This is a genomic window from Streptomyces sp. NPDC037421, from assembly GCF_055602105.1.
The window spans coordinates 1-25,300 of record NZ_JBVJWV010000006.1; the positions used below are offsets into that span (position 1 = coordinate 1).

At 70.3% G+C, this 25,300-nt stretch carries 28 protein-coding genes and 4 pseudogenes; 11 read left to right on the forward strand and 21 right to left on the reverse strand.

Annotation, left to right across the window (positions count from 1 at the left end):
* Window positions 1-127 precede the first annotated feature (127 nt).
* The gene (locus ACZ7IF_RS10980; RefSeq protein ID WP_470966823.1) at window positions 128-601 is read right to left on the reverse strand and encodes a ricin-type beta-trefoil lectin domain protein; all 474 of its coding nucleotides are present in this window, start codon (window positions 599-601) and stop codon (window positions 128-130) included.
* Between ACZ7IF_RS10980 and ACZ7IF_RS10985 the strand changes: the two genes are divergently transcribed.
* Window positions 600-1,010, forward strand: a complete 411-nt coding sequence (locus tag ACZ7IF_RS10985) for a hypothetical protein (protein ID WP_470966826.1) — start codon at window positions 600-602, stop codon at window positions 1,008-1,010. The two genes, ACZ7IF_RS10980 and ACZ7IF_RS10985, sit on opposite strands and share 2 nt — an antisense overlap.
* Before the next feature lie 15 nt (window positions 1,011-1,025).
* Here the strand turns inward: ACZ7IF_RS10985 and ACZ7IF_RS10990 are convergent, their stop codons facing one another.
* The gene (locus ACZ7IF_RS10990) at window positions 1,026-1,628 is read right to left on the reverse strand and encodes a hypothetical protein (protein WP_470966830.1); all 603 of its coding nucleotides are present in this window, start codon (window positions 1,626-1,628) and stop codon (window positions 1,026-1,028) included.
* Between the two features lie 179 nt (window positions 1,629-1,807).
* On the opposite strand from ACZ7IF_RS10990, the gene ACZ7IF_RS10995 reads away from it, so the two are divergent.
* A complete protein-coding gene (locus tag ACZ7IF_RS10995) occupies window positions 1,808-2,758 on the forward strand; it encodes a TolB family protein (RefSeq protein WP_470966837.1) in 951 nt (316 codons plus the stop codon).
* 543 nt (window positions 2,759-3,301) lie between these two features.
* Here ACZ7IF_RS10995 and ACZ7IF_RS11000 read toward each other — a convergent pair.
* A complete protein-coding gene (locus tag ACZ7IF_RS11000) occupies window positions 3,302-3,772 on the reverse strand; it encodes an SMI1/KNR4 family protein (RefSeq protein ID WP_470966844.1) in 471 nt (156 codons plus the stop codon).
* Between the two features lie 210 nt (window positions 3,773-3,982).
* Window positions 3,983-4,269: pseudogene (locus ACZ7IF_RS11005) on the reverse strand (transposase); the annotation flags it as partial.
* Window positions 4,270-4,412: 143 nt separating this feature from the next.
* Between ACZ7IF_RS11005 and ACZ7IF_RS11010 the strand changes: the two are divergent.
* Both ACZ7IF_RS11010 and ACZ7IF_RS11015 read left to right on the forward strand, forming a co-directional pair.
* Window positions 4,413-5,021, forward strand: a pseudogene (locus ACZ7IF_RS11010) (ISAzo13 family transposase); the annotation flags it as partial.
* A 7-nt stretch (window positions 5,022-5,028) separates the two neighbouring features.
* Window positions 5,029-5,547: a ricin-type beta-trefoil lectin domain protein gene (locus ACZ7IF_RS11015; RefSeq protein ID WP_470966850.1), complete on the forward strand. Its 519-nt coding sequence runs from the start codon at window positions 5,029-5,031 to the stop codon at window positions 5,545-5,547.
* Between the two features lie 205 nt (window positions 5,548-5,752).
* Here the strand turns inward: ACZ7IF_RS11015 and ACZ7IF_RS11020 are convergent, their stop codons facing one another.
* On the reverse strand, window positions 5,753-6,241 hold the full coding sequence (locus ACZ7IF_RS11020; protein ID WP_470966857.1) for an ATP-binding protein: 489 nt from the start codon (window positions 6,239-6,241) through the stop codon (window positions 5,753-5,755).
* 248 nt (window positions 6,242-6,489) lie between these two features.
* Between ACZ7IF_RS11020 and ACZ7IF_RS11025 the strand changes: the two genes are divergently transcribed.
* The 4 genes from ACZ7IF_RS11025 to ACZ7IF_RS11040 all read left to right on the forward strand — a co-directional run bounded on the left by ACZ7IF_RS11025 (window position 6,490) and on the right by ACZ7IF_RS11040 (window position 9,540).
* On the forward strand, window positions 6,490-7,341 hold the full coding sequence (locus tag ACZ7IF_RS11025) for a helix-turn-helix domain-containing protein (protein ID WP_470966862.1): 852 nt from the start codon (window positions 6,490-6,492) through the stop codon (window positions 7,339-7,341).
* Between the two features lie 9 nt (window positions 7,342-7,350).
* Complete coding sequence (locus ACZ7IF_RS11030) at window positions 7,351-7,548, forward strand: hypothetical protein (protein WP_470966868.1); 198 nt, start codon at window positions 7,351-7,353, stop codon at window positions 7,546-7,548.
* 77 nt (window positions 7,549-7,625) lie between these two features.
* A complete protein-coding gene (locus ACZ7IF_RS11035; protein WP_470966872.1) occupies window positions 7,626-7,919 on the forward strand; it encodes a hypothetical protein in 294 nt (97 codons plus the stop codon).
* Window positions 7,920-7,947: 28 nt separating this feature from the next.
* Complete coding sequence (locus tag ACZ7IF_RS11040; RefSeq protein WP_470966878.1) at window positions 7,948-9,540, forward strand: peroxidase family protein; 1,593 nt, start codon at window positions 7,948-7,950, stop codon at window positions 9,538-9,540.
* A 185-nt stretch (window positions 9,541-9,725) separates the two neighbouring features.
* Here ACZ7IF_RS11040 and ACZ7IF_RS11045 read toward each other — a convergent pair whose 3' ends face one another.
* Entirely contained in the window at window positions 9,726-10,274 is a 549-nt protein-coding gene (locus ACZ7IF_RS11045; protein ID WP_470966887.1) for a hypothetical protein, read from the reverse strand.
* 170 nt (window positions 10,275-10,444) lie between these two features.
* Here ACZ7IF_RS11045 and ACZ7IF_RS11050 point away from each other — a divergent pair.
* Window positions 10,445-11,026 (forward strand): annotated as a pseudogene (locus ACZ7IF_RS11050) (IS630 family transposase); the annotation flags it as partial.
* A 121-nt stretch (window positions 11,027-11,147) separates the two neighbouring features.
* Here the strand turns inward: ACZ7IF_RS11050 and ACZ7IF_RS11055 are convergent.
* Window positions 11,148-11,540: a nuclear transport factor 2 family protein gene (locus tag ACZ7IF_RS11055; RefSeq protein WP_470966892.1), complete on the reverse strand. Its 393-nt coding sequence runs from the start codon at window positions 11,538-11,540 to the stop codon at window positions 11,148-11,150.
* Between the two features lie 157 nt (window positions 11,541-11,697).
* Here ACZ7IF_RS11055 and ACZ7IF_RS11060 point away from each other — a divergent pair.
* Window positions 11,698-11,983 (forward strand): annotated as a pseudogene (locus tag ACZ7IF_RS11060) (transposase); the annotation flags it as partial.
* Window positions 11,984-12,298: 315 nt separating this feature from the next.
* Here the strand turns inward: ACZ7IF_RS11060 and ACZ7IF_RS11065 are convergent.
* From ACZ7IF_RS11065 to ACZ7IF_RS11130, 14 genes are all read right to left on the reverse strand, one after another.
* Complete coding sequence (locus ACZ7IF_RS11065; protein WP_470966895.1) at window positions 12,299-12,937, reverse strand: OmpA family protein; 639 nt, start codon at window positions 12,935-12,937, stop codon at window positions 12,299-12,301.
* A gap of 4 nt (window positions 12,938-12,941) precedes the next feature.
* The gene (locus ACZ7IF_RS11070) at window positions 12,942-13,532 is read right to left on the reverse strand and encodes a hypothetical protein (RefSeq protein ID WP_470966900.1); all 591 of its coding nucleotides are present in this window, start codon (window positions 13,530-13,532) and stop codon (window positions 12,942-12,944) included.
* A 31-nt stretch (window positions 13,533-13,563) separates the two neighbouring features.
* Window positions 13,564-14,235 (reverse strand): pilus assembly protein TadG-related protein, encoded by a 672-nt coding sequence (locus ACZ7IF_RS11075; RefSeq protein ID WP_470966903.1) that lies wholly within the window; start codon window positions 14,233-14,235, stop codon window positions 13,564-13,566.
* Complete coding sequence (locus ACZ7IF_RS11080; RefSeq protein WP_470966907.1) at window positions 14,235-14,480, reverse strand: hypothetical protein; 246 nt, start codon at window positions 14,478-14,480, stop codon at window positions 14,235-14,237. The genes ACZ7IF_RS11075 and ACZ7IF_RS11080 overlap by 1 nt, the downstream gene beginning before the upstream one ends.
* Before the next feature lie 110 nt (window positions 14,481-14,590).
* Entirely contained in the window at window positions 14,591-15,277 is a 687-nt protein-coding gene (locus tag ACZ7IF_RS11085; protein ID WP_470966912.1) for a response regulator, read from the reverse strand.
* Window positions 15,274-16,353 carry a sensor histidine kinase gene (locus ACZ7IF_RS11090; RefSeq protein WP_470966915.1) on the reverse strand — a complete coding sequence of 360 codons (1,080 nt, stop codon included), beginning with the start codon at window positions 16,351-16,353 and terminating at the stop codon, window positions 15,274-15,276. The genes ACZ7IF_RS11085 and ACZ7IF_RS11090 overlap by 4 nt, the downstream gene beginning before the upstream one ends.
* Before the next feature lie 3 nt (window positions 16,354-16,356).
* Window positions 16,357-17,259 (reverse strand): DUF5936 domain-containing protein, encoded by a 903-nt coding sequence (locus ACZ7IF_RS11095; protein ID WP_470966920.1) that lies wholly within the window; start codon window positions 17,257-17,259, stop codon window positions 16,357-16,359.
* Window positions 17,260-17,275: 16 nt separating this feature from the next.
* On the reverse strand, window positions 17,276-18,214 hold the full coding sequence (locus tag ACZ7IF_RS11100; protein WP_470966923.1) for a type II secretion system F family protein: 939 nt from the start codon (window positions 18,212-18,214) through the stop codon (window positions 17,276-17,278).
* Window positions 18,211-19,557, reverse strand: coding sequence for a CpaF family protein (locus tag ACZ7IF_RS11105; protein WP_470966928.1), 1,347 nt, complete (start codon window positions 19,555-19,557; stop codon window positions 18,211-18,213). Before ACZ7IF_RS11105 ends, ACZ7IF_RS11100 begins: the two co-directional genes overlap by 4 nt.
* A gap of 2 nt (window positions 19,558-19,559) precedes the next feature.
* Window positions 19,560-19,925 carry a TadE/TadG family type IV pilus assembly protein gene (locus tag ACZ7IF_RS11110; protein ID WP_470966932.1) on the reverse strand — a complete coding sequence of 122 codons (366 nt, stop codon included), beginning with the start codon at window positions 19,923-19,925 and terminating at the stop codon, window positions 19,560-19,562.
* A 2-nt stretch (window positions 19,926-19,927) separates the two neighbouring features.
* Window positions 19,928-20,287, reverse strand: coding sequence for a TadE/TadG family type IV pilus assembly protein (locus tag ACZ7IF_RS11115; RefSeq protein WP_470966937.1), 360 nt, complete (start codon window positions 20,285-20,287; stop codon window positions 19,928-19,930).
* Window positions 20,288-20,290: 3 nt separating this feature from the next.
* A complete protein-coding gene (locus tag ACZ7IF_RS11120) occupies window positions 20,291-21,562 on the reverse strand; it encodes an AAA family ATPase (RefSeq protein ID WP_470966942.1) in 1,272 nt (423 codons plus the stop codon).
* Window positions 21,563-21,569: 7 nt separating this feature from the next.
* Window positions 21,570-22,271 (reverse strand): Flp pilus assembly protein CpaB, encoded by a 702-nt coding sequence (cpaB, locus tag ACZ7IF_RS11125; RefSeq protein WP_470966945.1) that lies wholly within the window; start codon window positions 22,269-22,271, stop codon window positions 21,570-21,572.
* 39 nt (window positions 22,272-22,310) lie between these two features.
* Window positions 22,311-23,180 (reverse strand): hypothetical protein, encoded by an 870-nt coding sequence (locus tag ACZ7IF_RS11130; protein ID WP_470966950.1) that lies wholly within the window; start codon window positions 23,178-23,180, stop codon window positions 22,311-22,313.
* Between the two features lie 371 nt (window positions 23,181-23,551).
* Between ACZ7IF_RS11130 and ACZ7IF_RS11135 the strand changes: the two genes are divergently transcribed.
* Window positions 23,552-25,246, forward strand: coding sequence for a chitinase (locus ACZ7IF_RS11135; RefSeq protein WP_470966953.1), 1,695 nt, complete (start codon window positions 23,552-23,554; stop codon window positions 25,244-25,246).
* Window positions 25,247-25,300: the final 54 nt, after the last annotated feature.

Consider the following 25,300-nt stretch of genomic DNA (forward strand, 5'->3'; position numbering starts at 1 on the left):
CCACCCCCCCCCCACCCACCCCCACCCCCCCCCCTCCCTCCCCCCCCCCCCCCCCCCGCCCCACCCCCCCCCCCCCCCCCCCCCCCCCCCGCCCCCCCCCCCCCCCCCCCCCCCCCGGGAGCGGGGGTCAGCCGAGGGCCAGGCTGATCTGGTCGTTGAAGACCACCCAGTTCTGCCCGCGGTCGGCGGCGTCGCAGGGCTTCGTGGAGATCTTCGGGGTCCCCCAGGCGTTGGCGAGGCAGTACCCCGGGGCGAAGGCCAGGGAGATCTTCTGACCCGAGACGTTCCAGTACTGCCCCTGGTCGTTGGGGTTGCACGGCTTCGTCGAGACGTCCGGGGTGCCCCAGTTGTTGGCCAGACAGTAGCCGCGCGCGTTGGTGAGGGAGATCTGATGGCCCGAGAGGGTCCATTGCTGGCCCCGGTCCGCGGCGTCACACGGCTTCGAGGAGACGTCCGGCGTCCCCCAGGCGTTGGCGAGGCAGTACCGGCCGGGGACGGCGGCCTGCTGGACGGTGCCCGCCGCCGCCCCGCCGGCCGGCAGGAGGGAGGCGGTCAGGGCGAGGGCGGCGAGGGCGAGCGTCTTGCGGAAGGCGATTGCCATGATGCGGATTCCATTCTCGACGCAGGCAGGAGTGATTCACTCAAGCCAAAAAGAGGGAGTCATCCGGCTCGATTACGAGCACACGGAATTGATACCAGCGATCACCGGCCGGTCAATTGGATTGGACGACCCGTTCACCCGTAACGAGCAGTCGGCAGATGATCCGATGACCTCCGACTGGCGAATTACCTCCCGTGCGGGCGCAAAACCGCCGCCCGCCCCACCTGCCAAAATGGCCGAAAGTTCATGGTCCGACACGCCGGGTCCACCCTGCGCCACACCCCTGCGCAGGGCGGACCCGAATTTCAGACACGCCCTCAATATGCCGAAACGTTCCTCGCCCGACATTTCCGCTACACCCCGCCGCAACGGCGTGCGCGATATCGAGCCGAACGCATACGACGGGTGAATCGGGAGGGAATTCCTAGGACGCCCGGAGGGCCGCGGAAAGGGCGGCGGGGGAGTCGGCCGAGGCGTAGACGGTCGTGGCGTCGACCACCCCGGCGGCGCCGAGGTCGAGGCGTACGGGCGGGTCCAGGTGCACGGCGACCTCCAGGGAGTCGCTCACCGAGCAGGCCACCGCCTCCGGCTCCCCCGGCACGGGCCGCGGCCCCCGGCCGTCCACGGTACGGATCACCGGCGACACGGACCGGACCGCCGAGCGCGGCAGCGCCACGTCCCCGAGGAACCCGGTACGCAGGACCAGGCGCTCCGCGTCCACCTGGTGCGGATGCCGCAGCAGCGAGGCCACCAGGGCGAGCCCGCCCACGATCAGCAGCACCTCCACCACCGCGTGGGCGGGCCGGAGAGGGGGCGGGACCATCGAGGAGACCAGGAACGAGGTCACGATCTCGATGGCGACCAGCGGCAGCACCAGCTGCCGCACCCCGGACGAGTGCCGCACCCCCGGCACCGCCGGACGCCGCACGATCACCTCCGCCAGCGACCGCGCCCACACCCTCGCGATACCGGCCTTCCCCGGCCCGGCCGTCACCGTCCCCGCCATCACCCGATCCGCTGCGGTCACTTGATCCCCTCCTCGGCCATCTCCTCCCAGCCTGGGCCGACTTGGGCCCGGACGAAAGTGACAAACGTCAGCGTTGGGGCATGACGGTCCCCGGGCCTCCGCACACATGAAGCCGAACGCCGCGAGGACCGCCGTCGCCGCAGCCCTGACCGCCGCACTGACCGCCTTCGCAGGGCGGCGTGGTCAGCGAGGACGGACGCTACGCCGCCTTCTACTCGGGTGACGTCGAGTGGAACACCTACGACCTCTACCTCAAGGACCTGACCACCGGGAAGGTCACGACGGTCCCCGGCTCCTTCCGCTGGGGGCCCGACAGGCCGGTGATCAGCGCGGACGGCCGCTACGTCGGCTTCACCGTCGGCATCCAGTCCGGCGCCCACCTCTACGACCGGGTCACGGGCACCAGCACCCGGCTGACCCCGCCGGACGGCAAGACCTACAAGGGCGGGTCGATCAAGGGGATCACCCCGGACGGCCGGTTCGTCACCTACACGGCGCAGGGGCCGGACCCGGTGCAGTACCGGATCCGCGACCTCGTCACGGGCCAGGACGAACTGTTCACCGCCAAGCCGTCGGCGGGCCGGCCGACGGGCTTCCACATCGGCCTCTCCCTCTCGGGCGACGGCACCAAGGCCGCGTACACGCTCACCCGCTCCCCGGGGGACTACTCCGACATCTCCGTCAAGGACCGGACGACGGGCACCGTCCGGCACGTGGACGTCAGCACCGACGGTAAGGCGGCGGATGCGCGGCTCGTCACGATCACCGAGGACGGCACATCCGTCATCTTCAACTCGGAGGCCCGCAACCTCGTGGCAGGCTCCGTCCCCTCAGGCCGGCAGTCCTACCGGCGCGACCTGGCCACGAACCGCACCGTCCACCTCGGCCCCAGGGTGGAGGCGGTCAGCAAGGACGGCCGGTACGCGGTGACCTCCGACAGCAACAGCGACTACGTGCACCATCACGTCGACCCCGTCGAAGGACACAAGACCACACTGGGCAAGTCCATGGACTACCGGGACGTCTCACTCACCGCCGGCGGCAAGTCCGTCGTCTTCACCGCCTACAAGGCGCTGCTGCCCGAGGACAACAACGGCCACGACGACGTCTACGTCCGCCGCGTGGACTGACGCTCACGCCGGCAACGGCAGCGTGGCCCAGGCCCGCGTCCCACCGCCGGGCTCCTGGGAGGACCCGACACCCCACTCCCGCCGTGGTCGCGCTGCGGAGTCGGCAGGGCCCGACACGGCGCATTCACGGTGCCGGGCCCAGGGCCTCACTATTCGGGAGTGCAGCGGTCAGCATCCATTTTCATGAACTCGGATTTCTTGATTACCTTCGAACCCTTACCGTCCCGGACCAGAACCTGTCCCGGCTTGATGGCCTCGAAGTGGTCAGGCGCGAATGATATCTCTCCATCCAGTCCGCGACCTCTGACCGCACCGTCGAGAACCACCGTGTATTCACGCCCGCCTTTTAGGTCACTCAGCTCCGACCTGGTGACACTCCACCCTTGTGGCGCCGAGAAGAGTTCCACGCTGGCAAGCGGTCCGCCCATGGAATCGTTGATGAGGAACCAGCGCTTATACAACGGCTGACATAATGACGTGAGTCGCCTACCGGCACCTGAGGACAGCAGTACGTTCGGGTGATCGCGCGAGTCGGCCTGGTGGTTACAAGTCGCGCCAGCTCACGAACACGTGCGGCCCTGATCCCGCGATCGGCTCGCTGAACGGATCCACCACACCGGTCAGGACGGCCAGGCAGAACTCGGCCATGCCACCATCGAAGACCGTCCAGCGGTTCGCCCCCCACGGCGCCTGCCTCCGAAAAGTGACCACCCTCCAGCTGTCGGGTGCGCCCTTTCGTAGCCAGAAGGCGACATCGCTGCTCGCCGAGTCCGCGAAGGGCAACAGGAGCGGCAAGCCTTGCCTTCCAAGGAGAGCGCCCAGTTCCTGGCAGTCCCGGTCCGAGAGTGCGGGATCGACTCTGTCGAGGAGATCCCCATACGGTGATCCCGGGACGGGAGGCGTACTGACGGACAGGTACTCGTCGATCTCTCCCCCGCCGTACGACTCCACGAACTCGCGGTAGTCCGCCGGGAGTTCCAACTGCGCCGTGTCGGCGAGCCCTTCCCAGTCCACCGCGTCCCCTCCGGAGACAGGTGGCGGGAGTAGCTGACGCAGGCGAGCGACAGCAGGCTGAGACATATCAGAGTTCCTTCCTCGTCCCTGTGGGTCGCCGGTCTCGGCGGCTGCCAAGAGAGGTCAGGTCAAACATGGCCACCGGTGCGGTTGTCGGCTGCGGTCCGAGGTGCTTGAGCTCCGTCCAGCAGCGCACAACAGCTGACACAAGGATTTCACTCGTCGGAAGGTGATGAGGCAGCTGGCCAGTCTGAGGAAGGCCTCATGGATGTCGGCCCGACGTTCCCAGCGGATCCTCAGGCGTCGGAAGCCGTGCAACCACGCGAAACTCCGCTCGACCACCCACCGGTGGGTGCCCAGCCCGGTGCCATGCCGTGTTCCACGGCGGGCAATCGCCGGCACGATGCCGCGATCGCGTACCTGGTCACGGTAGACGTCGCGGTCATAGCCACGGTCGGCAAAGAGTCGGGCTTGCGGCGGGGACGGCCGACACGGCCGCAAGTTCCCCACGCCGGGGTGAACGCTCAACTTCCACCCAGGGCACTGCTGTCAGAGCCGATCCACCTCATTGTGTTAGCCGTTGTTAGGGCGTGCAGATCTTTAACTCGTGGCTTTCCGTTCGGTGGTTCGCTGGTCTGGCATGAGCGGGCTGGATGGGCAACGGGCCGTGCTGGCTGCCAAGTTCGAGGCGATTCTGCCGCACCTCGACGAGCGGCAGCGTCGCCTGCTGATAGGAGCGGAGGCCCAGTCCCTCGGCCACGGCGGGATCAGAGCAGTCGCCCGCGCCGCCGGTGTCCGTGAGGCCACAGTGTCTATCGGAGTGCGGGAACTCGACTCCGGAGAGGCGCCGTTGGGACGCATCCGCCGGCCCGGCGCTGGCCGCAAACGCATCGTCGACCGGAACCCAGCCGTTCGGGAGGCACTCCTCACGCTGGTCGAGCCCGATGTCCGCGGGGATCCCATGTCGCCGCTGCGCTGGACCACAAAATCCACCCGCAAGCTCGCCGAGCAGCTGACCCGGCAGGGCCACCGGATCTCTGCGGACACGGTGGGCGACCTCCTGCGCGAGGAGGGCTTCAGCCTGCAGAGCAACGCCAAGACGCTGGAAGGCAAGCAGCACCCCGACCGGGACGCACAGTTCCACTACCTCAACGAGCAGGCCCGCGACCACCAGGACTGCGGGGCTCCAGTGATCAGTGTGGACACGAAGAAGAAGGAACTGGTCGGCCCGCACACGTCGCGGTCACGAGCGCCTGGTGGCCCCTGGCACAGGTGCCAAAGCCAAGCTCACCCCAGCCGACCGGGTCCTGGCCACCGTGCTCCACCTGCGCAAACTCGCGACCATGGACCTCCTCGGCCAACTCTTCGGCGTCACCGCCATGACCATCAGCCGCGCGAAACAGGAAGTCCGCCCACTCCTGGAAGCACACGGCCACCACATCAGCCCTTCTACCGCCCGCCTTCGCACACCAGCCGACGTCGCAACGTTCCTCGAGGTTCGCGAGAACGGGGAGCTCCGCGTCCTCGGCAAGTGCGTGGACGCCGCCAACTACGGCACCCTGGTCCAGCTGTGGACCTGCAACGGTACCGGCCCCCAGCAGTGGCTGCCCCAGGCCGACGGCAGCCTCTACAACCCGATGAACAACCGCTGCATGGACCTGCCCCAGGGCCGTACCGACAACGGCATCCAGCTCCAGCTGTGGCAGTGCAACGGCTCCAACCCCCAGCGCTGGCCCGCCGTCGGCCTCGCCTCCCCCCTGGGCGCCACCGCCTGACCATCCGCCGGCCGACCGACCCCGCTTCCCCCGGCAATCCCGGGGGAAGCGGGCCTACGTGCACCGCCAGCACCGCCCGACCAGCCCCTCGGAGGGCGGCCGGAACCTAGCGGACCATGACGGGACTTCCCTCGCACCGGTCTTGCTTCGCCGCAGCAGTGAACCTGTGGCTCGCGCTCGCTCAGGACCAACCCCCACCACGCCCCTACGCCTGTCGGCAGGGGAGGGCGGCCCAGGTCCGCGTCCCGCCGCCGGGCTCCCGGGAGGGGCCGACGCCCCACTCCCCGCCGTGGTCGCGGACGAGCGCGGCGAAGACCCGGAGGGTGGCCCGGCGACGGGCTTCGCAGAGGGCGGCGAGGCGGGGGTGGGCGTGCGCGGAGTGGCCGTCGTAGACGATCAGGCGGAGGGCGTCGTCGCGGTGGCGCAGGGAGTAGAGCTCGCCGTGCGGGTCCATCCGCCAGGCCGAGCCCATGAGTTCGGAGGCCGCCTGGACGGCGGTGGGTTCGAGCGGATCGAGCGCGTAGGCCCGCAGCGCGGCCCGCACCACGTGCCGCGCGATCCCGGCGGATCGGGGCGAGGCGGGCAGGGTCATGCTGCACGACAGCCCGGGCGGCGGGTCGACGGGGTCCCCGTCGGGGGCGACGGGGCAGGAGGTTGGGGCGGTGTACAGGTTCGCGGTGAACGGGCTGAGCATCTTCGGCTCCCAAGTCGTCGGCGGTGACGGCGGATTGGCATCGGAAGCTCGACGCGCACGGCTGGCTCACGCGGGCGGGGAGAGTGGCTCGTCGCCGAGGCCGAGGCGTGCTGCGGCGGTGCACTTCAACTCCCCTGCGTGAGCGGTGCGCTACCGAATGTAGCGTGGTAGGTGGGCTATTGACCACTCGCTTGCGGGATTGGGCAACCCCGTGGATCCGATGGGCCGCGACACGGCAGACTGCACTCATGCCGCCACGTACCTCGCCGACTGAACGGCAGAAGCGACTGGGCGCCGAGCTGCGCAGGATGAGACTCGCAGCTGACGTATCGGCCGAATCCGCTGCCGGGTTGCTCGGCATCGACCGGTCCAAGGTCTCCGCCATCGAGCAGGGGATCCGCACCATCAGCGAGGAGCGTCTACGCTCGCTGGCCTGCCACTGCGACTGCGGGGACGGGGAGTACATCGACGCCCTCGTCGCCATGGCGCAGAACCGCAAGCGCGGCTGGTGGGAGCGCTACCGGGGGTCCCTGTCGGCTGCCGTTCTCGACATCGCCGAGTTGGAGTCCCACGCGAAGCGGATGCGCTGTGCGCATTCGGTCCACATCCCCGGCCTGCTACAGACCAGCGAGCACGCCATGGCCCTCTTCCGCTTCGTGGTGCCGCCCCTCCCGGAGGAACAGGTGGCGCTGCGCTTGGCACACCGGCTGGAGCGCCAGCGGGTCCTGGAGGGCGCAACGGCACCCGAGTACGCCACCGTCGTGCACGAGTCGGCGCTGCGCATGCAGTTCGGCGGGCGCAAGGTGGCACGGGCGCAGCTGGAGTACCTGGTTCACATGTCCGAGCGGGAGAACATCACCCTCCGCGTCCTCACCTTCGAGGCGGGAGGCTTCCCCGGCGCAGGCCAGACGGTCAACTACCTGGAAGGGGCCATTCCCCAGCTCGACACCGTGCAGGTCGACAGCACGCACGGCCCTGACTTCCTGCACACCGAAGCCCAACTGGCGAAATACCGCGCCCAGCTGGACTGGACAGAGCGGCTCAGCCTCCCACCTGCCGCGTCGCGGGACTTCATCCACGACCTGGCCCAACAACTCTGAGAGGACACCATGGCCGACATCAACTGGGAAGACGCCTTCTGCGGCGAAGGAGCGAGCTGCTACCGGATCGGAGTGGACAAGGACGGCAACAGCTACATCGCCGTCGCGGGACAGGAAGACCGCCCCCTCACGGACAGCCGCGCCGCGCTCACCGCGCTGATCCGTGACATCAAGGCCGGCAAGGCCGATCACCTGCTGGACGGCTGACCCGGCCCACCGCGCCGCCAGGCGCCCGGCGGCGTAGCGTCGTGCCTGGGGGGCGATCAGGAAGCGAGGGGTCCGCCATGGCCGTTCTGGTGCAGAACACGGGCGCGGGCTGGGACCGGGAGCTCTACCAGACCCTGCACGACCGCGTCCTCCCCGACGTCACCAAACCTCCCGCCGGGCTCATCTCCCACATGGCGATGCCCGGCGACCCCGACGGGTGGACGGTCATCGACGTGTGGGAGTCGGAGGAGGACTACCAGCGCTTCCTGGAGGACGTCCTGGTCCCCGTCGCACAGGAACTCGGGGCGCCGCAGTTCGACACGAAGATCGTGGAGATCTACAACCTGATGGTCCCCCCGAACCCCATCTGAGGGGGCGCATTCCCGGAGGATCCCCGACATGGAAGAGGACTACACGGCCGAGTCCGGCGGAGGCACGGCGGTGACGCCCAAGCCGCCGGTGTACCGGTCTCTCAGCGGTTACGGCAACAACCTCAGGCACCCGGCGCGCGGGGCCAACGGCTCGGTCTTCCTGCGACGCGCCCCCGTCGGGTACGCCGACGGCGTGAGCTCCCAGGCCGGCGCCGACCGGCCGAGCGCCCGGGTGGTCAGCAACGTCGTCTGCCGGCAGGAGGCCGACACCCTCAACGCCCAGCGCCTGACGGACCTGACCTGGATGTGGGGGCAGTTCCTCAACCACGACATCAACCTCATCGCGGCCTCGGACCCCCTGGAGACGGCCGGCATCCCCGTGCCCGCCGACGACACCGCGTTCCCGCCGGGCAGCCAGATCCCGTTCACCCGGTCCGCGTACGACCCGTCCACCGGCACCTGGCGCCGCAACCCGAGGCAGCAGATCGACAGCTTCACCTCGTACATCGACGCCAGCCAGGTCTACGGCCCCGACGAGGGACGGGCCTCGGCGCTGCGCGCCTTCCAGAACTTCGGGCCCGTATCCGTCTACACCAGCATGCTCAAGACCAGCACGGGCGTCGACGGGCCGGCGCTCCCGCTGAACACGGCCGGACTGTTCAACCAGACGGTCGGGCCCGCCGCAGGCTTCTTCCTGGCCGGTGACGAGCGGGCCAACACCGGGTACGGCCTGATGAGCATCCACACGCTGTTCGTACGGGAGCACAACCGGCTGGCCGCACTGATCGCCGCCGAGCGGCCCACGGCCACGCCCGAGCAGGTCTACCAGCACGCCCGCAAGTGGGTCGGGGCACTGATCGGGTCGATCACCTTCCAGGAGTTCGTGCCGGCGGTCCTCGGGCCGAACGCGATCGGCCCGTACGGCGGCTACGACCCGGAAGTGGACCCCACCGTGAGCACCGAGTTCGCGACGTTCGGGTTCCGGTTCGGGCATTCGATGCTCTCCCCCGAACTGCTGATCGTGGACGACGACGGCCGGCTCCTGCAGAAGGTGCCGCACGCACAGGCACTGCTCAACATCGGGATCGTCAACCAGTACGGCATCGGCCCGGTGTTCAAGGGCTTCGCGTCCCAGATCATGCAGGAGGTGGACGTCTCGGTGATCGAGGCCATGCGCAGCATCCGGCTGACCGGGGCGCCGCCGCTGGACCTGGTCGCCCTGGACATCCAGCGCGCCCGCGACCACGGCGTCCCGGACTACAACCGGTGCCGTGAGGCGTACGGGCTACCCGCGCGCCGCACGTTCGCCGAGCTGACGCCGGACCCGGCGGTACAGGCGAAGCTCAGCGCGGCGTACGGCGACGTCCGCCTGGTCGACCCGCTGATCGGCGGTCTGGCCGAGCCGCACGTGCCGGGCACGCCGTTCGGTCCGCTCTTCACCGCGGTCATCACCGACCAGCTCACCCGAACCCGGGCCGGCGACCGCTTCTGGTTCGAGAACGACCCGGCCTTCACGCCGGCGGAGGTCGCCGCGATCAAGGGCACGAAGATGTCGGACGTGATCAAGCGGAACACGCGGATCTCGAACATCCAGGACGACGTCTTCCACCTGCCGGTCTAGGGGGTGTCCGGCGGATCACGGCCGGGCCCGGCCCTCCCCCAGCTACCGCTGGGAGGTGCCCCCGGGCACCGCGGCTTGCCGCGTTGTCGTCGGTCGCCAATGCTCCGCAGTGGCTCCCTCCTCCGCCTTGCAAGCCACGGCACCAGACGACCCGGACCATCCGACCCTGATCCGCCGGACACCCCCTAGCGGTGCAGAAAGGTCCCGCCGTCGATGATCCAGAGGCTGGCCGGTACCGCGCCGCACTTGACGACTTCGGAGTGGGTCTCGGGGTTGGTCTGGTTCCAGCCGACCCGGCGCTGGTGCTGCGCGTCGGTGGGGTAGAAGGTGAGGCCGGCTTCGGGGTGCTGGCCTTCCTGGAAGAGGTACGGCTCGCCCCCGAACGGGGTGACCACGATCCGCGAGATGGGCCCGGTCACGGTGATGGCGCCGTTCCCGTCGACGGTCAGGCAGTCGACGTCGAACTCGGCCCGCGTGGTCCCGATCTGCTCGAACACGTGCTGCACCACGACGTGCCCGCGGGCCTGGCCGTCGACCGTACGGGCGCTGACCTGCGCGGTGAGCCGCTCGCCCGGGTTGGGGCCCGGGCCGTGCTCGTTGAGCAGGGTCCAGCTCTGCAGTGCGAGGTGCTGTGCCGGTACGGGGGTGGCCGGCATGGGCGCGGCCGCGGCGGTGCCAGCCGCGAGCGCCACAGCCGTAGTGGTGAGCGCTATGGCGGCGATGAGCTTTCGCATGGTCAATCCTCGCTAGGGAGAAGGCAGTCGGGCTGTTTCCCGACCGCCTCCAACCTCCCACCTCACCCCGTGCCGCGGCCTCATCCGCGGGGAGGTACCGGCTCCCCCCGGCGGGGGAACCACCCCTCCTCCGCCCGACTGACCTAGTGTCCTGAGTCGTAGATTTGTCGTTGGCGTTGCGATCACGGATCGTCCTGGAGAGCGCGGACGGACACGCGATCGCGGAGGTGGCCCGGCGGCTGGGCATCACCACGGACACCGTCCGGGCCTGGCGGCGGCGGTTTCTCGAACGCCGGCTGGACGGCCTGTGCGACGAGCCCCGGCCCGGCGTTCCTCGGAAGATCACGGACGCTGACGTCGAACGGGTCATCGTGAAAACGCTGGAGGAAACGCCGAAGGACGCGACTCACTGGTCGACCCGGTCGATGGCCGCGGCGACCGGGATGTCGCAGTCGGCGATCTCACGGATCTGGCGCGCGTTCGCCCTCCAGCCGCACCGGGCCGAGACGTTCAAACTGTCCAAGGATCCGCTGTTCATCGACAAGGTCCGTGACGTGGTCGGTCTGTATCTCGATCCGCCGGAGCGGGCCCTGGTGCTCTGCGTGGACGAGAAGTCGCAGATCCAGGCCCTGGACCGGTCCCAGCCGGTCCTGCCGATGATGCCCGGGGTGCCCGAACGCCGCAGCCACGACTACGTCCGCGCGGGCACCACCACCCTCTTCGCCGCACTCGACACCGCGACCGGGAAGGTCAGGTCCTGTCCGGTGGATCTCGGCCGGGTCTACGACGCCTGGCGCGGGTACCGGACTTCCGCGAGCGCAGGACCGCCACCGTGCCGGGGGCGGTCCTGCGCGTGGCGAACGGGCGGCGTCTCTACGACCAGAACGCGTCGTACGCCTTCTGGTCGGACCACAGCCCCCAGGCTTCGGTGATCCGGCCCTCCCGGATGTGGAAGGTGATCGTCTCGTTCATGTCCAGCTCTTTGCCCTCGCGTGACGCCGTGACGTGGAGCAGGGCGACCGTGTGCTCGTCGTTGGCGAGCACGTCGTGGAGCTGGGGGCGGTAGGTGCCGCCTGTCAGCTCGAATTCCCGTTGGAACAGGGCGAAGGCGGCGTCGCGCCCCCGGTAGTCACCGGCCAGCGGACCGTGGCCGCCGAGATGCCACACCACATCCGGGTGGAACACCTCCGCCAGCGCCTCCATATCGCCAGCCGAAAACGCCTCCAGAGCCCGGTGAAACACCCCGATATTCGGGTGATCGGCCATGGCAGCCTCCTTTGATCTCCCTACGAACCTAGGTCGGATCCGGCCGGCGGGACTCAGGCACACCGGCTTCGCCGGCCCCGCCACCTGATCGGACGCCCGCCCCCAGAAGCTGACCGGTCGGTCATGTCTACTTCATGTCGGCGTCGTTGATGTGGACATGAGGCGGGGTGACCTGACGGATGCCGAGTGGGAGCGGCTGCGGCCGTTCCTGCCGGTCGGCAACAGGCGCTGTGGCCGGTGGCAAGACCACCGGCAGGTGATCGACGGGATTCTGCACAGGGTGCGGACGGGCGTTCAGTGGCGTGACCTGCCCGAACCGGTTCGGCCCGTGGAAGACCGTCTCTGAACGCCACCGGCCGTGGTCCGCGGACGGAACGTGGGAGCGCCTGCTCGAGCAGGTCCAGGCCGCGGTCGACGGGGCCGGTGAGACCGACTGGGACATCTAGGTCGACTCCACCATCGTCCGCGCTCACCAGCATGCGGCCGGCGCTCGGGCCGACCCGCCCCCGGCACCCGCGTCAAAGGGGCGGGCGAGCAGGTAGAACACCAGGACGAGACACCGTGGCAGAGCCTGGTCGGCCACCTGGTGAAGGTGGTGCTGGAGGTGAGGGCCTGGGCCGCTGCCGGCCCCTGTCCCTGGTCGTCACGCCGGGACAGGATCACGCGGCGGACCGCCACCAGGCTTCGACCAGGACCGCTACAAGAAGCGCAACACCGTCGAACGGGCCTGGCTGCGAACTCGATCGCCCGGACAAGTCCTAGCCGACGGCGCCCCGGGGGAAGGTGATCTCGACGCGGCGGTTCTTCTTGCGGCCTTCCTCGGTGCTGTTGTCGGCGATCGGATAGTCCTCGCTGTAGCCGCGGACGTCGTAGGTGACGCCGGCGTTGGTGACGGTCTTGGCCAGCTCGGCCTGGACGGCGTCGGCGCGCTGCTTGGATAGTTCCTTGCCGTGTTCGTAGCTGCCCTGGTCGTCGGTGAAGCCGAAGACTCGGATGCGGGTGGCCTTCTGGGTGTTGATCTCCTGCGCGATGGCCTGGATGCGGGACGCGGCCTGGGCGTTGAAGACGGCGCTGTTCTCGGGGAAGAGGACCTCGGATTGGAGGGCCATCATGACGTTCTGGTTGGTCTCCTGGCGGCGCTGCTCGCCGCCGAGGTCTTCGACGACTTCGGCGATGTCGAGCACCTTGATGGGGGCGAGGGTGCCGCCCTGGGGGATCTTGAGGCCGGGGGCGTTGGAGTCGATGGGCACGGGTGCGGCTGCCGATGGCTCTGTGCCGGGGGGTACCGATGGCTTCGGGTCGTCGGCGTGGGCGCTTGTCGCGCCGATCAGGTGGGTGCCGGCGATGACGAGCCCGGCGACGGCTGTGGCTGCGGCTACGCGGTGGCGTTTGGTCATGGGGTCACCCGGAGAGTTTGACGGTGGCCGTGGCGAAGGTGGGGAGGTTGAACTCGACCTCCGTGGTGGACGTCGGTGGCATTGGGAACTGCGCGAAGAAGGGCACGCTCTGACCTGGATCAACGCTTGAGATACCAGCCGTGCAGAGGCAGCGCGACTCTGTGTCCCGCAGCACGTAGTAGCGCTTCTTGCCAACCTTGTCCACCAGGGTCGCGCCCGCCACGGATTCTCCGGAACCCTTCAGCTCGATGCCGCGCCAGGCAGCGGTGTCCTTGTAGGACTTACTGCTGGTGTTCTTGAGCTGCCCCGTGACCGTGAGGAATCCGCCCGGGTCCCTCTGGGCAGAGTTGACTTCCAGCACCATGCCGTCTTGGCCGCTGAGAGTGGCGATGACCGCGACCGGCGCGGGGCTCGCCCCCTTTCCTGACGAGGGAACCGAGGTTCCGGCTCCCTGTGACTGCGGCTGCGACGACTTCGACGGGGTCTTGTCGCCGCCCTCGTCTCCGCCTCCACACCCGGCCGCAGTGAGGGCCAGGATCGCTGCAACCACAACGGCCGCTCCCCCGCGGGCCTTCACTGTCTGCCGAATGATCATCTGCACTGCTTCCCTCTCGGACGTTTCACGGTCAGTCGGTCAAGCGCACGTCGAACAGCGCTCGTCCCACGCTGCGCCACGGATCGGGCTTCGTGGGGTCGAAGTTAATTTCCTTCCCGCCCTTGCAAAGGAACTTCACCGCTGCCGGTTTGGGTGGGGAGGTCTCCTCGGGCGAGGGCGAAGGCACAGGCGTAGAGGTAGGCGTGGACGGCATGGGCGCCGGCTTAGGCGGCACCACCACTCCCAGGCGGCAGCGCGGCTCGACCACGGCGGTGGCGTCAGCCGTCCCCTTCATGTCATTGGTTCCGGGGATCACCGAGTTGCCCACTGTCCGTTTGGTACTGACAGCCACTTTGAAGCTGAGGCCGCTGGCCGTGCACGAAGCCGTGGCATCGTTACTTTCAGCGAAGTCGGAAGCCTTCTCACATGCCCCAGCGGAGTCGAGCCTGTTGCCGGCGAGGACCGCCTCCCAGTCCTTAGGCTGCAGCTCGGCAAGGATCAAACCTGGGAGCAGGTGGTCGCGTGTGTCTTGGGCCGCAGCCAGAGCCGCCGCGTCCGCCGCGCCTTGTGCGTCGCTGCGGGTCACGGAGGCTTGCCCGATCACAAAGAACGCAAGCGCGGCGAAGAGAAGGGCAGCAATCGCCACGATGTAAATAGGGAATGCCTGACCGCGATCCTGCCGGTTCCTCCTACGCTCCACCACTATCCGGCTTTGATGTCCGTCACAGCCTGCTTGATGCGCTTGGTGATCTCCGAGCCGATTCCTGTACCAATGATCGCACCGATGATCACCACGACCACCAGGATGATCCCGAGGTACTCGAACGCCGTCTGCCCCCGGTCCAGGTTCGCGTAGCGCCTGCGGATGCGGGACACCGCCGTGTCCGTCCAGCCCGCCACGCGAATCTTCGCCTCGACGGAGACCTTCAGCAGCGTGTTGTTCGACATAGGGGGTCCCTCCCGGTCCGGTTCCGCTGTCGATCTGCGGACGGTACGGGGAGTGACGAGAGATAACCAAGGGTCCCGGGGCCCAAATACGGTCCCATTGCGCACGGCGTCTACCCATGACCGGCCACCCCCGGACGGGCGGTTCCCAGCCAGCGGGCTATCGCCTCGCTGCGACTCGCGCTCTGGAGCTTCGCGAAGATGCGGTTGATGTGGTTCTTGACCGTCTTCTCGCTGATGAAGCAGGCGCCGGCGATCTGCTGGTTGTTCATGCCGGACGCGATCAGGTCCATGATCTCCACCTCCCGCGAACTCAGCCCGAAGACAACGGAGTTGTGCACGCGCTCCGTCGACTGTGCCACAGAAGGTTGCGTCTGCGAAGAGGACCTCAGCTCCGCGAGCACCGCCGTCGCCGCCGTCGGGGTGAAGTGCGCGCGGCCGTCGCGGACGTCGCGGACCGCCCGTACCAGCTCGTCGGCGGTGAACTCGCCGTGGATCAGGTAGCCGCCCGCGCCCAGCAGCAGGGCCTCCCTCACCTGGTCTGCCTCCTGGCTGTACGTCAGCATCAGGACCGGGGCCAGACAGACGAGGTGCGGCAGGGCCGAGATGCCGTCCACCCCCGGCATCCGGACGTCCAGCAGGATCACGTCCGGGGCGTGGACCCGCGTCAGGTGCAGGGCCTCCCTGCCGTCGCGGGCCTGCGCCACCACCCGGAGGTCTCCCGCAGTGGCCAGCAGCGCGCTCAGCCCGGCCCGCACCACCGGGTTGTCGTCGGCGATCAGGATGTCGATCGGGGTCATCGGATCCCCTCCAGCGGGAGCGAGAGACGGACACGGGTGCCCGGGCGGCCGGACGGGCGGGGGCCGAGGGACAGGGCGGCTCCGATCGCCGCGGCGCGTTCCCGCATGCCGCGCACGCCGAAGTGGCCCGCGGACGGGAGCTGCGCCGGCAGGCCCCTCCCGTCGTCCTCCACCGAGACGGTGAGGTGCGTGCCGGTCACCGAGACGGTGAGCAGGGTCTCGTTCGCCTCCGCGTGGCGGTGTGCGTTCTCCACCGCCTCCGCGGCGATGGACAGCACGTGCCGGGCCGTCGGGGGCGGCAGGCCGGGGAGCTCGCCCGACACGCGGACCTCCGCGTCCAGCGCGCGCAGCGCCGGCAGGAGGGGGACCGCCTCCCCCCGCAGGTCCGTCAGCAGGGCACGGGACTCGGAGGCCGCGCGGCGGGCCGCCGAAGCCACCAGTTCGGCCTGGCTGCGGACAGTGGCCGGGTCCGACGTCCGCGACAGGGCGTCGGCGGCCAGCGCCAGGCCGTGCAGGGTCTTGGAGACCGAGTCGTGCATCTCCCGCGCCAGCCGTTCCCGCTCCTCCCGGACCGCCTCGGCGGCCGCCAGCCGCGCCCGGGTCTCCGACAGGCGGAAGAGGAAGTCGCGGACCGAGGAGCCCGCCGCCCCTGCCAGCACGCAGAGGAGGGACAGGACGAGGCCGCCCCCGAGGGCCGCCACCACCACCGTCTGCGCCGCCGCGAACACCGCCGAGCCCCGCCAGCCGTACACCAGGCCGGACAGGAGCGGCGTGCCCAGGGCCACCAGGCCCAGGGGGGACGACGGGGTGGCCGTGACCAGGAGCAGGGCGCCCACCGCCATGTCCGCCGCCAGCAGCCACCGGTGGCGCAGCAGCAGCGGCCCGAAGCGCTCCCAGTCGCGGAAGAGGACGTACGACAGCATGAAGGTGAAGACGACGGAGCCCGCCACCAGGCAGGTGGGAACGCCTGGCGCCGTCCGGCCCAGGGCGAGCGGGGCGCCGAGGGGGATCATGACCAGCCGTACCGCGAAGACCTGGCGGCACAGGGCCTGGAGGGCGTTGGCTTCCAGGCGCATGGCTCAGCCGCCTCCCAGCAGCGCGCCGAAGTCGACGTTCGCGCCGTAGACGAAGCCGCAGACCAGGAGGATCAGGGTCCCGGGCAGCATGAACATCGTCACCGCGAAGGTGGCCTTCGGGACGGCCCGGGCGGCCCGCCGGCGCGCGTTCTGCGCGTCCGTGCGGCGCATGTCCTCGGCGATCGCGATCAGGGTCTCCACGATCGGGGAGCCCAGCTCCTCGCCCTGCTGGAGGGCGGTGACGAACTGCGCGACCTGCTCGGAGTCGTTGCGGCGGCGCAGCTCGTCGAAGGCCTGGCGGCGGCTGACGCCCATGTCCATCTGCTGGAGCGTGATGCGGACCTCGTCCGCCCACGGGCCCTCGTACTTGCCCGCGACCCGTTCGAGGGCCTGGCGGAAGCCGAGCCCGGCACTGACGACGACCGCGAGGACGTCCAGGAAGTCCGGCAGGGTCCGCTCGATGTTGTCCCGGCGGATCCGGATCGCCGACCACAGCCCGGCCTCGATCCAGAACAGCCCGAAGGCGACCATCAGGATCGCCGGGACGAGCTTGCCGTTCATCAGCATGGCGAGGGCGCCGAGGCCGCCCAGGAAGCCGTACACCGCGCGCCGGGCGGCGTAGCGGTCGATGGTGAGGCCGGCCGGGTTGCCCGCCATGTCGATCTGGCGGCGCTTGCGGGCCACCTGCTTGGGCCCCATCAGCCGCAGCACCAGCGGCGCCCAGCGGATCCCGAGGCGGTCGACGACCGAGCCGACGGCGGTCGTACGGGTGGCGCCGACCTCCAGGGCGAGGGCGAGGTCGGTCGGGAGTTTGACGTCGGCGCGGTAGAGCCGTACGCCGTACAGGATCCCGAAGACGGACAGGGCGGCGGCCAGGGCCAGGAGGAAGGGGAGGTAGGTGTTCATGTCGGCGGCCGGCCCCTCAGACGTCGATCTTCGACAGGCGGCGGATGAGGACGAACCCGAGGGTGAAGAGGCCGAGCGCCATCAGCACCGCCGTCTGCCCGATCCAGGCGCCGGTCATCCGGTCCAGCGCGCCCGGCATCATCACGTCGACCAGGAGGAGCGAGCCGAGGCCGATGGCGGGAACGAGGTACGCGGTCACCGTGACCTGGGAGAGCTGCGTACGGATCTCCCTGCGCGTCTCCTTGCGCTGCTCCAGGGTCACGGTCAGGTTCCGCAGGCTGCCGACGATGGCGCCGCCCGCCCGCGCGGACAGGACGAGGGTGGAGACGAGGACGACCAGCTCCCGGGACGGGAGCCGTTCGACGATCTCCCCGAGCGCCTCCTCGATGGAGTGACCGACCGCGAGCCGGTCCGCGACCCGGGACAGCTCCTCCCCCGCCGGGGCTTCCAGCTCCTCCGCCGCGATGCCGATGGCCGTGCGCAGGGCGAGCCCGGCCTGGGTGGCGTTGGCGAGGATGCGGGCCAGCTCGGGCAGCTGGTTGATGAACCGCTCCGTACGCCGGGCCCGCTGCCAGTTGAGGAAGGCGTTGGCGGCCCAGAGCCCGATCAGGCCGGCCACCGGGCCGAAGAACGGGGCGAGGAGCGAGGAGGAGACCAGCCATGTCCCGGCGACCGCCATCAGCATGTACGCGAAGAACTCGCCCGGTGTGAGGTCCAGGCCGGTGGTCGCCAGCTTCAGTTCGATGCGCCGGCCCAGTTCCGTCCTGCGCAGGCGCCGGTCGAGGCCCTGGAAGCGGCGCCTGCGGCCGGCGGCCTCGGGGGCGCCCTCCGCGGAGAGCCGGTCGATGAGGGCCGCGCGCTGGGCGAGCCCGGCCGAGTACGCGTGCACCCCGAGGGACACGAACAGGCCCGCCAGCAGCGTGGCGCCGAGGGTGAGGAGGACGAGGTTGGTCACAGCACGGTCCGGGAGGTCAGCGGGTCGAGGTAGTCCTCCGGCGGGGCGACCCCGAAGGCCTGGGGGATGGGCTGGTTGCTCATGTAGAGGCGCTCCGCGATCCGGCGGGGCAGCGGGGCGTAGGCGAAGTAGCCGTGCACGCGCCCGTCGGCCCCCATGGGCTGGGCGATGTATCGGCACACGGTGGTGATCCGGAACGGCTCGCGGCCGTGGGAGTCGAGGATGGAGATCTCCGTGATGCGGCGCGAGCCGTCGCCGAAGCGGGTGAGCTGCACGATGACGTTGACGGCGCTGTTGATCTGGTCCTGGAGCGCCTCGAAGGGGATCTCGACCTCCGACATGGAGGCGAGGGTCTGGAGGCGCATCAGGGCGTCCTGCGAGCTGTTGGCGTGGACGGTGGCGAGGGAGCCGTCGTGGCCGGTGGACATCGCCTGGAGCATGTCGAGGGTCTCGCCGCCGCGGACCTCGCCGACGATGATGCGGTCGGGGCGCATGCGCAGGGAGTTGCGTACGAGGTCGCGGATGGTGATCTGCCCCTTGCCCTCCACGTTCGCGGGGCGGGATTCGAGGCGGATGACGTGCGCCTGCTGGAGCTGGAGCTCGGCGGAGTCCTCGATGGTGATGACGCGTTCGCCCTCGGGGATCAGTCCGGAGAGGGCGTTGAGGAGGGTGGTCTTCCCGGTGCCGGTGGCGCCGGAGACGATCAGGTTCATCTTCGCCTGGACCAGCCCGGAGAGCAGGAGCAGCATCTGCTCGTCGAGGGAGCCGAGGGCGATCATCTCGTGCAGGGTGAAGGCGCGCGGGAAGCGGCGGATGGTGAGGGTCGCGCCGGTGAGGGAGAGCGGCGGGATGATGACGTTGACGCGCTCGCCGCTGGGCAGGCGCGCGTCGACCATCGGATTGGCCTCGTCCACACGCCGGTTGACGGTGGAGACGATGCGCTCGATGGTCTGCATCAGCTGCTCGTGCGAGGCGAAGCGGATGGGGAGCTGCTCGACCCGGCCGGAGCGCTCGACGAATATCTGATCGGGGCCGTTGACCATGATCTCGGAGATGGAGGCGTCTTCGAGGAGCGGTTCGAGTACGCCGAGGCCGAGCGCCTCGTCGACGACGCGGCGGATCAGCTGGGCGCGCTCGGCGGTGGAGAGGACGGGGCCCTCGCGGCTGATGATGTGCCCGAGTACGCGCTCCAGGCGCGCCCGGCGCTCGGCGGGCGCGAGCGCGGACATCTCGGCGAGGTCGATCTCCTCCAGCAGCTTGGTGCGGTAGGAGGAGACGAGCCGGCCGTCCTCGCGGGGGCTGTGGCGGTCGTCGGGGGTGTTGACCCGGGAACGCAGGCTCATGGTCACGGTCCCTTCGGGTCGTCGTCGGGCATGACGGCGGTTGCCTTGGCCGGGTCGACGGACAGACCGGGCACGATCGAGTTGATGGAGATCGTCACGGTGGCGGTGACGGCGTCGGCGCTCTTGCTGATGTCCACCTGAGCGGTGAGGCCGCCCCGGACGGCCGCCTGGCCCGCGGCCGCGCCGCCCGAGCCCTTGAGGGCCTCCACGCGCGCCGCCGTACGGGCCGCCGTGTCCGCCTGTTCGTGGACGTACGCGATCCAGCCCAGCTGGATCCCGCACAGCGCGACGAACAGCAGGATCGGCACGAAGCCGATGTACTCCAGGGCGACTTGGCCCCGGTCGGAGCGGATGCTGCGTCGGCTCACGTTCACTCCTCCCGCTCCATCGCCGCGCCGCCCGCACCCGTGATCTCGCCGAAGTTCAGACCCGGGTAGAAGACGGGGATCTTGAGCTTGACCGTCGCCTTGAAGACGTCGCCGGATTCCGTGCACTGCGCCGACATGCCCCACGCGCCCCCGATGTGCTCGGCGGCGGCCGCCTCGCACGCCCCGCCGCCCTTGACCGCCCCCGCCCGCGCCGCCTCGTCGGCCGCGTTCCCGGCCAGGGAGAACGCGTAGCCGATCAGTACGCACTCCCACACCGCCGCCACGAGCAGCAGGATCAGCGGCACCATGCCCACGAACTCCAGGGCCACCTGCCCCCGGTCCCCGCCCCTCCCCCGGCGCACGCGTCAGCCCTCCCGGCCGCGCCGCAGCCGGGCCACCGGGCCGGCCGCCCTGACGGCGAGGGCCGAACCCGTACCCCGCTGCGCCGGAACCGGCGCCTTGTCCGGCGCCGAGAGGAGCCCCAGCTCGCCCGCCACCGCCCACAGGGCCTGCTTCACCGTCGAGCGGTTGTCGAGGTCCTGCACCCGGCCCGCGTCCACCACGGCCTGGAGTTCCTTGAAGGCGGCGGGGACCGGTGTACGGACCGGCCGGGTCTTGGTGATCTTCTCGATCAGCGAGGGCTGGATCTCGGTGTGCCTGCTCCAGCGGTTGACCACCACCGCGGTGTCCTCCGCCTTGCGCACCTGGAGCCGCTCCCACATCCGGACCATCCGCTTGGCCGCTCGTACGGAGACCACGTCGGGGGTGGTGACCAGTACGGCCACGTCGGCCTGTTCCACGGCGGCGGCGTTGGCTCCGGTGACCTGGGTGCCGCAGTCGACGACGACCAGCTCGTAGCGGGCGCGCAGGGCGCCGATGACCTGGCGGGTGGCGCGTTCGTCGACCTCCTCGCCCCGCTCCCCCTCCGCCGGGGCCAGCAGCAGCGCCAGGCCGGTGCGGTCCTCGTACACGGCGTCCTGGAGGACCCGGGGGGAGATGTCCTGGATGCCGGCGAGGTCGGCGATGGAGCGGCGGAACTGCACGTCGAGGTAGGAGCCGACGTCCCCGGCCTGGAGGTCGAGGTCGACCAGGGCGGTACGCCGCCCCGAGGCGGCCGCGGCGAGGGCGAACTGGACGGCGGTGAAGGTGGTGCCGACGCCGCCCTTGGCCCCGGTGACGGTGACGACCCGGCCGCCCGGGCCGGTGAACACCTCGGCGCCGCCGCCCAGGTGGCGGCGTACGCCGACGGCCCACAGGGCGGCGGCCTGGACGCGGGCGCTCAGCTCCTCGTACGAGAGGGGCAGGGCGATCAGGCCCCGTGCGCCGGAGTCCATGGCGGCGGAGAAGAGGCCGGGTCCGGCGTCGGAGGAGAGCAGGACCACGCCCACGGCCGGGAAGCGCAGGGCGACTTCGCGGATGAGCTCCAGCGCGGGGACGGGGCCGATCCGCTCGTGGACGAGGACGACCTCGGGGAGTTCGTCAACGGACTCGGCGGCCATCCGGCCGAGCATGTCGAGGAGGGAGGTGGAGTCGGGGACGGGAGGGGCGGGCTCGGCGTCCGGCAGCTGGCTGAGCAGGGCCGTGATGGAGCGGGCGGCGTCCGGGTCGCCGGCCGCGGGGAGGATTCGAGTGGTCATCCGCGCCTCACTTGTCCCCGTCGAGGGTGTACGTGCGGTCGGTGGGGCTGGGGGCCGAGTCGGTGCCGGGGGCCACCAGGGCCAGCCGGACGTGCTCCGCGAAGGACTCGGCGTAGGCGACGCGCTGGGTGTCCTTCGTGTTCAGGGCGAAGGTGATCGGGACCGCCTCGGCGGGGCCCTTGCGGTCGCTGTCCTTGTCGAGGGCGGTGAGCTTGCCGACGCCGAGGACGCGGGCGTTGGCGACGATGATCACCGAGCGGGAGGGGTCGGTCTCCTTGGCGCCCTTGAAGGTGGCGATGATGTTGACCTTCGCGCCCGAGGTGATCTTGCCGGCCACGCCGGTGGCCGCGTCGATCATGATGGCGATCTCCTGCTCCCCGGCCTGGAGCTGCGGCTTGTCGACGAACATGTCGCTCTGGAGCAGGGAGCCCTTCTTCAGGGTGGTGAGCGCGATCTTGCCCTGGAGCGCGCCGAGGTCGTCGACGGCGGTGTCGGACAGCCACCGCTTGGGGACCTTCACCTCTTCGAACTGGCCGGCCGTCAGGGCGCTGTACGGTGCGATGTCGCCCTTGACGCGGTACGCGACGACCTCGGCTCCGACCTTGGAGTTGACGTCGCCGATGACGACGAGGACCCCGGCGAAGGCGGCGAGCGCGCACAGGACCGACAGGAGCAGCAGGATGACGCCGCGGCGCTGGCGTGAGTTCATTGGCCGTACTACCTCGCCGTTCTACGTTCGTTCGGGCGGTCAGGATCCGGATCTGGAGCGGGCGGCGGGCACCTCCGGCGGGGGTGCGGCCAGGGGGGCGGCGCAGAAGCCGCAGCGGTCGCCGATGAGCTCGAAGCCGCACCAGCCGCACTCCTCGCGGCGCACCGAGGAGACCAGCTGGTAGAGCACGGAGACGTCGGGGATGGCGGCGGCGAACTCGATGAGCTTGGGGGTGGCCCACCAGCGGGCGGAGTCGGCGGGCAGCGGGTTCTCCATGACGCCCTGCACCTGCCAGGCGGGGGCCAGTTCGGCCGCCACCCAGTCGGAGGACAGCTGGCCGCGCGCGAAGGTGAGGTGGGTGGCGAAGGCGGGGCCGGGCGGGATCACCCCGGTGGCGGCGGTGCCGAGCCGGGCCAGGTGCGGCGAGGGGTGGGCGAGTACGGCGAACTGGGCGCTGGGCGACCAGGAGCGGGCGTGCGCCTTGAGGCCGACCGGGATCCGGTCGAGCTTGGCGACGGAGCCCAGCAGGGCACCCGCGTGGATGTAGTGGGACAGCAGCCGGGCGGCGGAGGCGATCACCCCGGGGCTGAAGTCGCAGACGGTGAGCTGGCGCAGCTGACGCACCAGCACGGCGGTGCCCAGCGGCGGTAGGTCCACGTCGACGAGCGCGATCCGGTCGGTCTCCAGGATGGCCCGCACGGTGCGCACCCGGCGCACGGTGGCCGGGGGCAGCCAGGACGGCACGACGGCCACGAGGTGTCCGTGCCGCTCCAGCAGGGCGGCGGTCGCGGCGAGCGAGGCCTCCAGGCCGGCTTCGGCGGGCGGGTGCAGTACGGCGGCGCCGGGGGTGTGCCGGTCGGGGGCCGGCAGCACCAGATCGGCACTGGTGACAGCGATGGCGGTCGGCATGCGAATCCCCCCGTTCACCCTCCGCGCGACGTCCGTTCGCCCGGCCGTCGGCCTGACTTCCGCACGCGCGCATGCTGCGCGACCGCAAACGATCGGCGCCCTTCCCCCTTGCCCGAGCACCATATCCGCGACGCCCCTGGCAGGGCAGGGGCTTGAAGATTCCCGTGCCGGAAGCACTTGTCACAGGATGCGGAAAACCCGGACAACAGGGATCGGGACCGGGTCCATTTCAAGCCACATTGCAAACACTCTTGACACGGAGATTGGTCTGGACCAACTTGGCTGGCGCCGGCTTTCGGTCCCGGGGACCCCACTCCCCCCTCACAGCTCCCCCCTTCCGCTTCTCCCCTTCCTCCCCCCACGGAGCCCACGTGAACCGCATACGCTCCCTCGCCCTGCCGCTCGCCGCCACCCTCGCCGCCGGCGGCCTCACCGCCCTCGCGGCGGGCCCCGCCCAGGCCGCCGACGTCAACGTCGTCCGCAACGGCGGCTTCGAGTCCGGCCTCGCCAACTGGTCCTGCTCCAACGCGAGCGGCGCTTCCGTCTCCGCTCCCGTCCACACCGGGGCGGGCGCCCTGAAGGCCACCCCGGCGGGGTCGGACAACGCCCGCTGCGGCCAGACCGTCACGGTCAAGCCGAATTCCACGTACACGCTCAGCGCCCAGGTGCAGGGCTCGTACGTCTACCTGGGCGCGACCGGCACCGGCACCCAGGACGTCTCCACCTGGACTCCGGGCTCGGGCGGCGGCTGGCAGAAGCTGTCGACCACCTTCACCACCGGCCCGAACACCACCCAGGTCACCGTCCACACCCACGGCTGGTACGGCCAGCCGGCCTACACCGTCGACGAGTTCGGCGTCTTCGGCCCGGACGGCGGCGGCCCCACCGACCCCGGTCCCGGCCTGCCGGGCGCGCCCGCGGGGGCCGCCGTTTCCGGCCAGAGCCAGAACGGGCTCACCCTTTCGTGGAACGCGGTCAGCGGGGCGAGCGGCTACCACGTCTACCAGGACGGGGTGCGCGTCCAGACGGTGGCGAACACCTCCACCCCGGTCACGGGACTGGCGGCCGACACCTCCTACTCCTTCCAGGTGAGCGCGTACAACGCGGCCGGCGAGGGCCCCAGGTCGGCGCCGGTGACCGGCACGACCACCGGGGGCGGCGGCCCGAACCCGAACCCGTCGGTGCCCAAGCACGCGCTGACCGGCTACTGGCAGAACTTCGACAACGGCGCGACCGTCCAGAAGCTCTCCGACGTCTCCGCGCAGTACGACATCGTCGCCGTCTCCTTCGCCGACGCCACGACCACGCCCGGCGCCATCACCTTCAACCTCGACTCGGCCGGCCTCGGCGGGTACACGGTGGCGCAGTTCAAGGCGGACGTCGCCGCGAAGAAGGCGGCCGGCAAGTCGGTCGTCCTCTCCATCGGCGGCGAGAAGGGCACGATCTCGGTCAACGACTCCGCCTCGGCGACGAATCTGGCCAACTCCGCCTGGGCGCTGATGCAGGAGTACGGCTTCAACGGGATCGACATCGACCTGGAGAACGGCCTCAACCCGACCTACATGACGCAGGCGTTGCGCGCCCTGTCGGCGAAGGCGGGCCCCTCCCTGGTCCTGACCATGGCCCCGCAGACCATCGACATGCAGTCCACGCAGGGCGGGTACTTCAAGACCGCGCTGGCCGTGAAGGACATCCTGACGGTCGTGAACATGCAGTACTACAACAGCGGCGCGATGAACGGCTGCGACGGCAAGGTCTACTCCCAGGGCTCGGTGGACTTCCTGACGGCGCTGGCCTGCATCCAGCTGGAGGGCGGCCTCGACCCCTCGCAGGTGGGCATCGGCGTCCCGGCCTCGCCGAGCGGCGCGGGCAGCGGCTACGTCTCCCCGACCATCGTGAACAACGCCCTGGACTGCCTGGCCAGGGGCACGAACTGCGGGTCCTTCAAGCCGTCGAAGACCTACCCCTCGCTGCGCGGGGCGATGACCTGGTCGACCAACTGGGACGCCAAGGCGGGTAGCACCTGGTCCAACGCGGTGGGTCCCAAGGTCCACGGGCTGCCGTAGGCGGTAGAGGTGTGGGGGTGGCTGATTCGGTCCGGTGAGCCCGCCGGACACCCC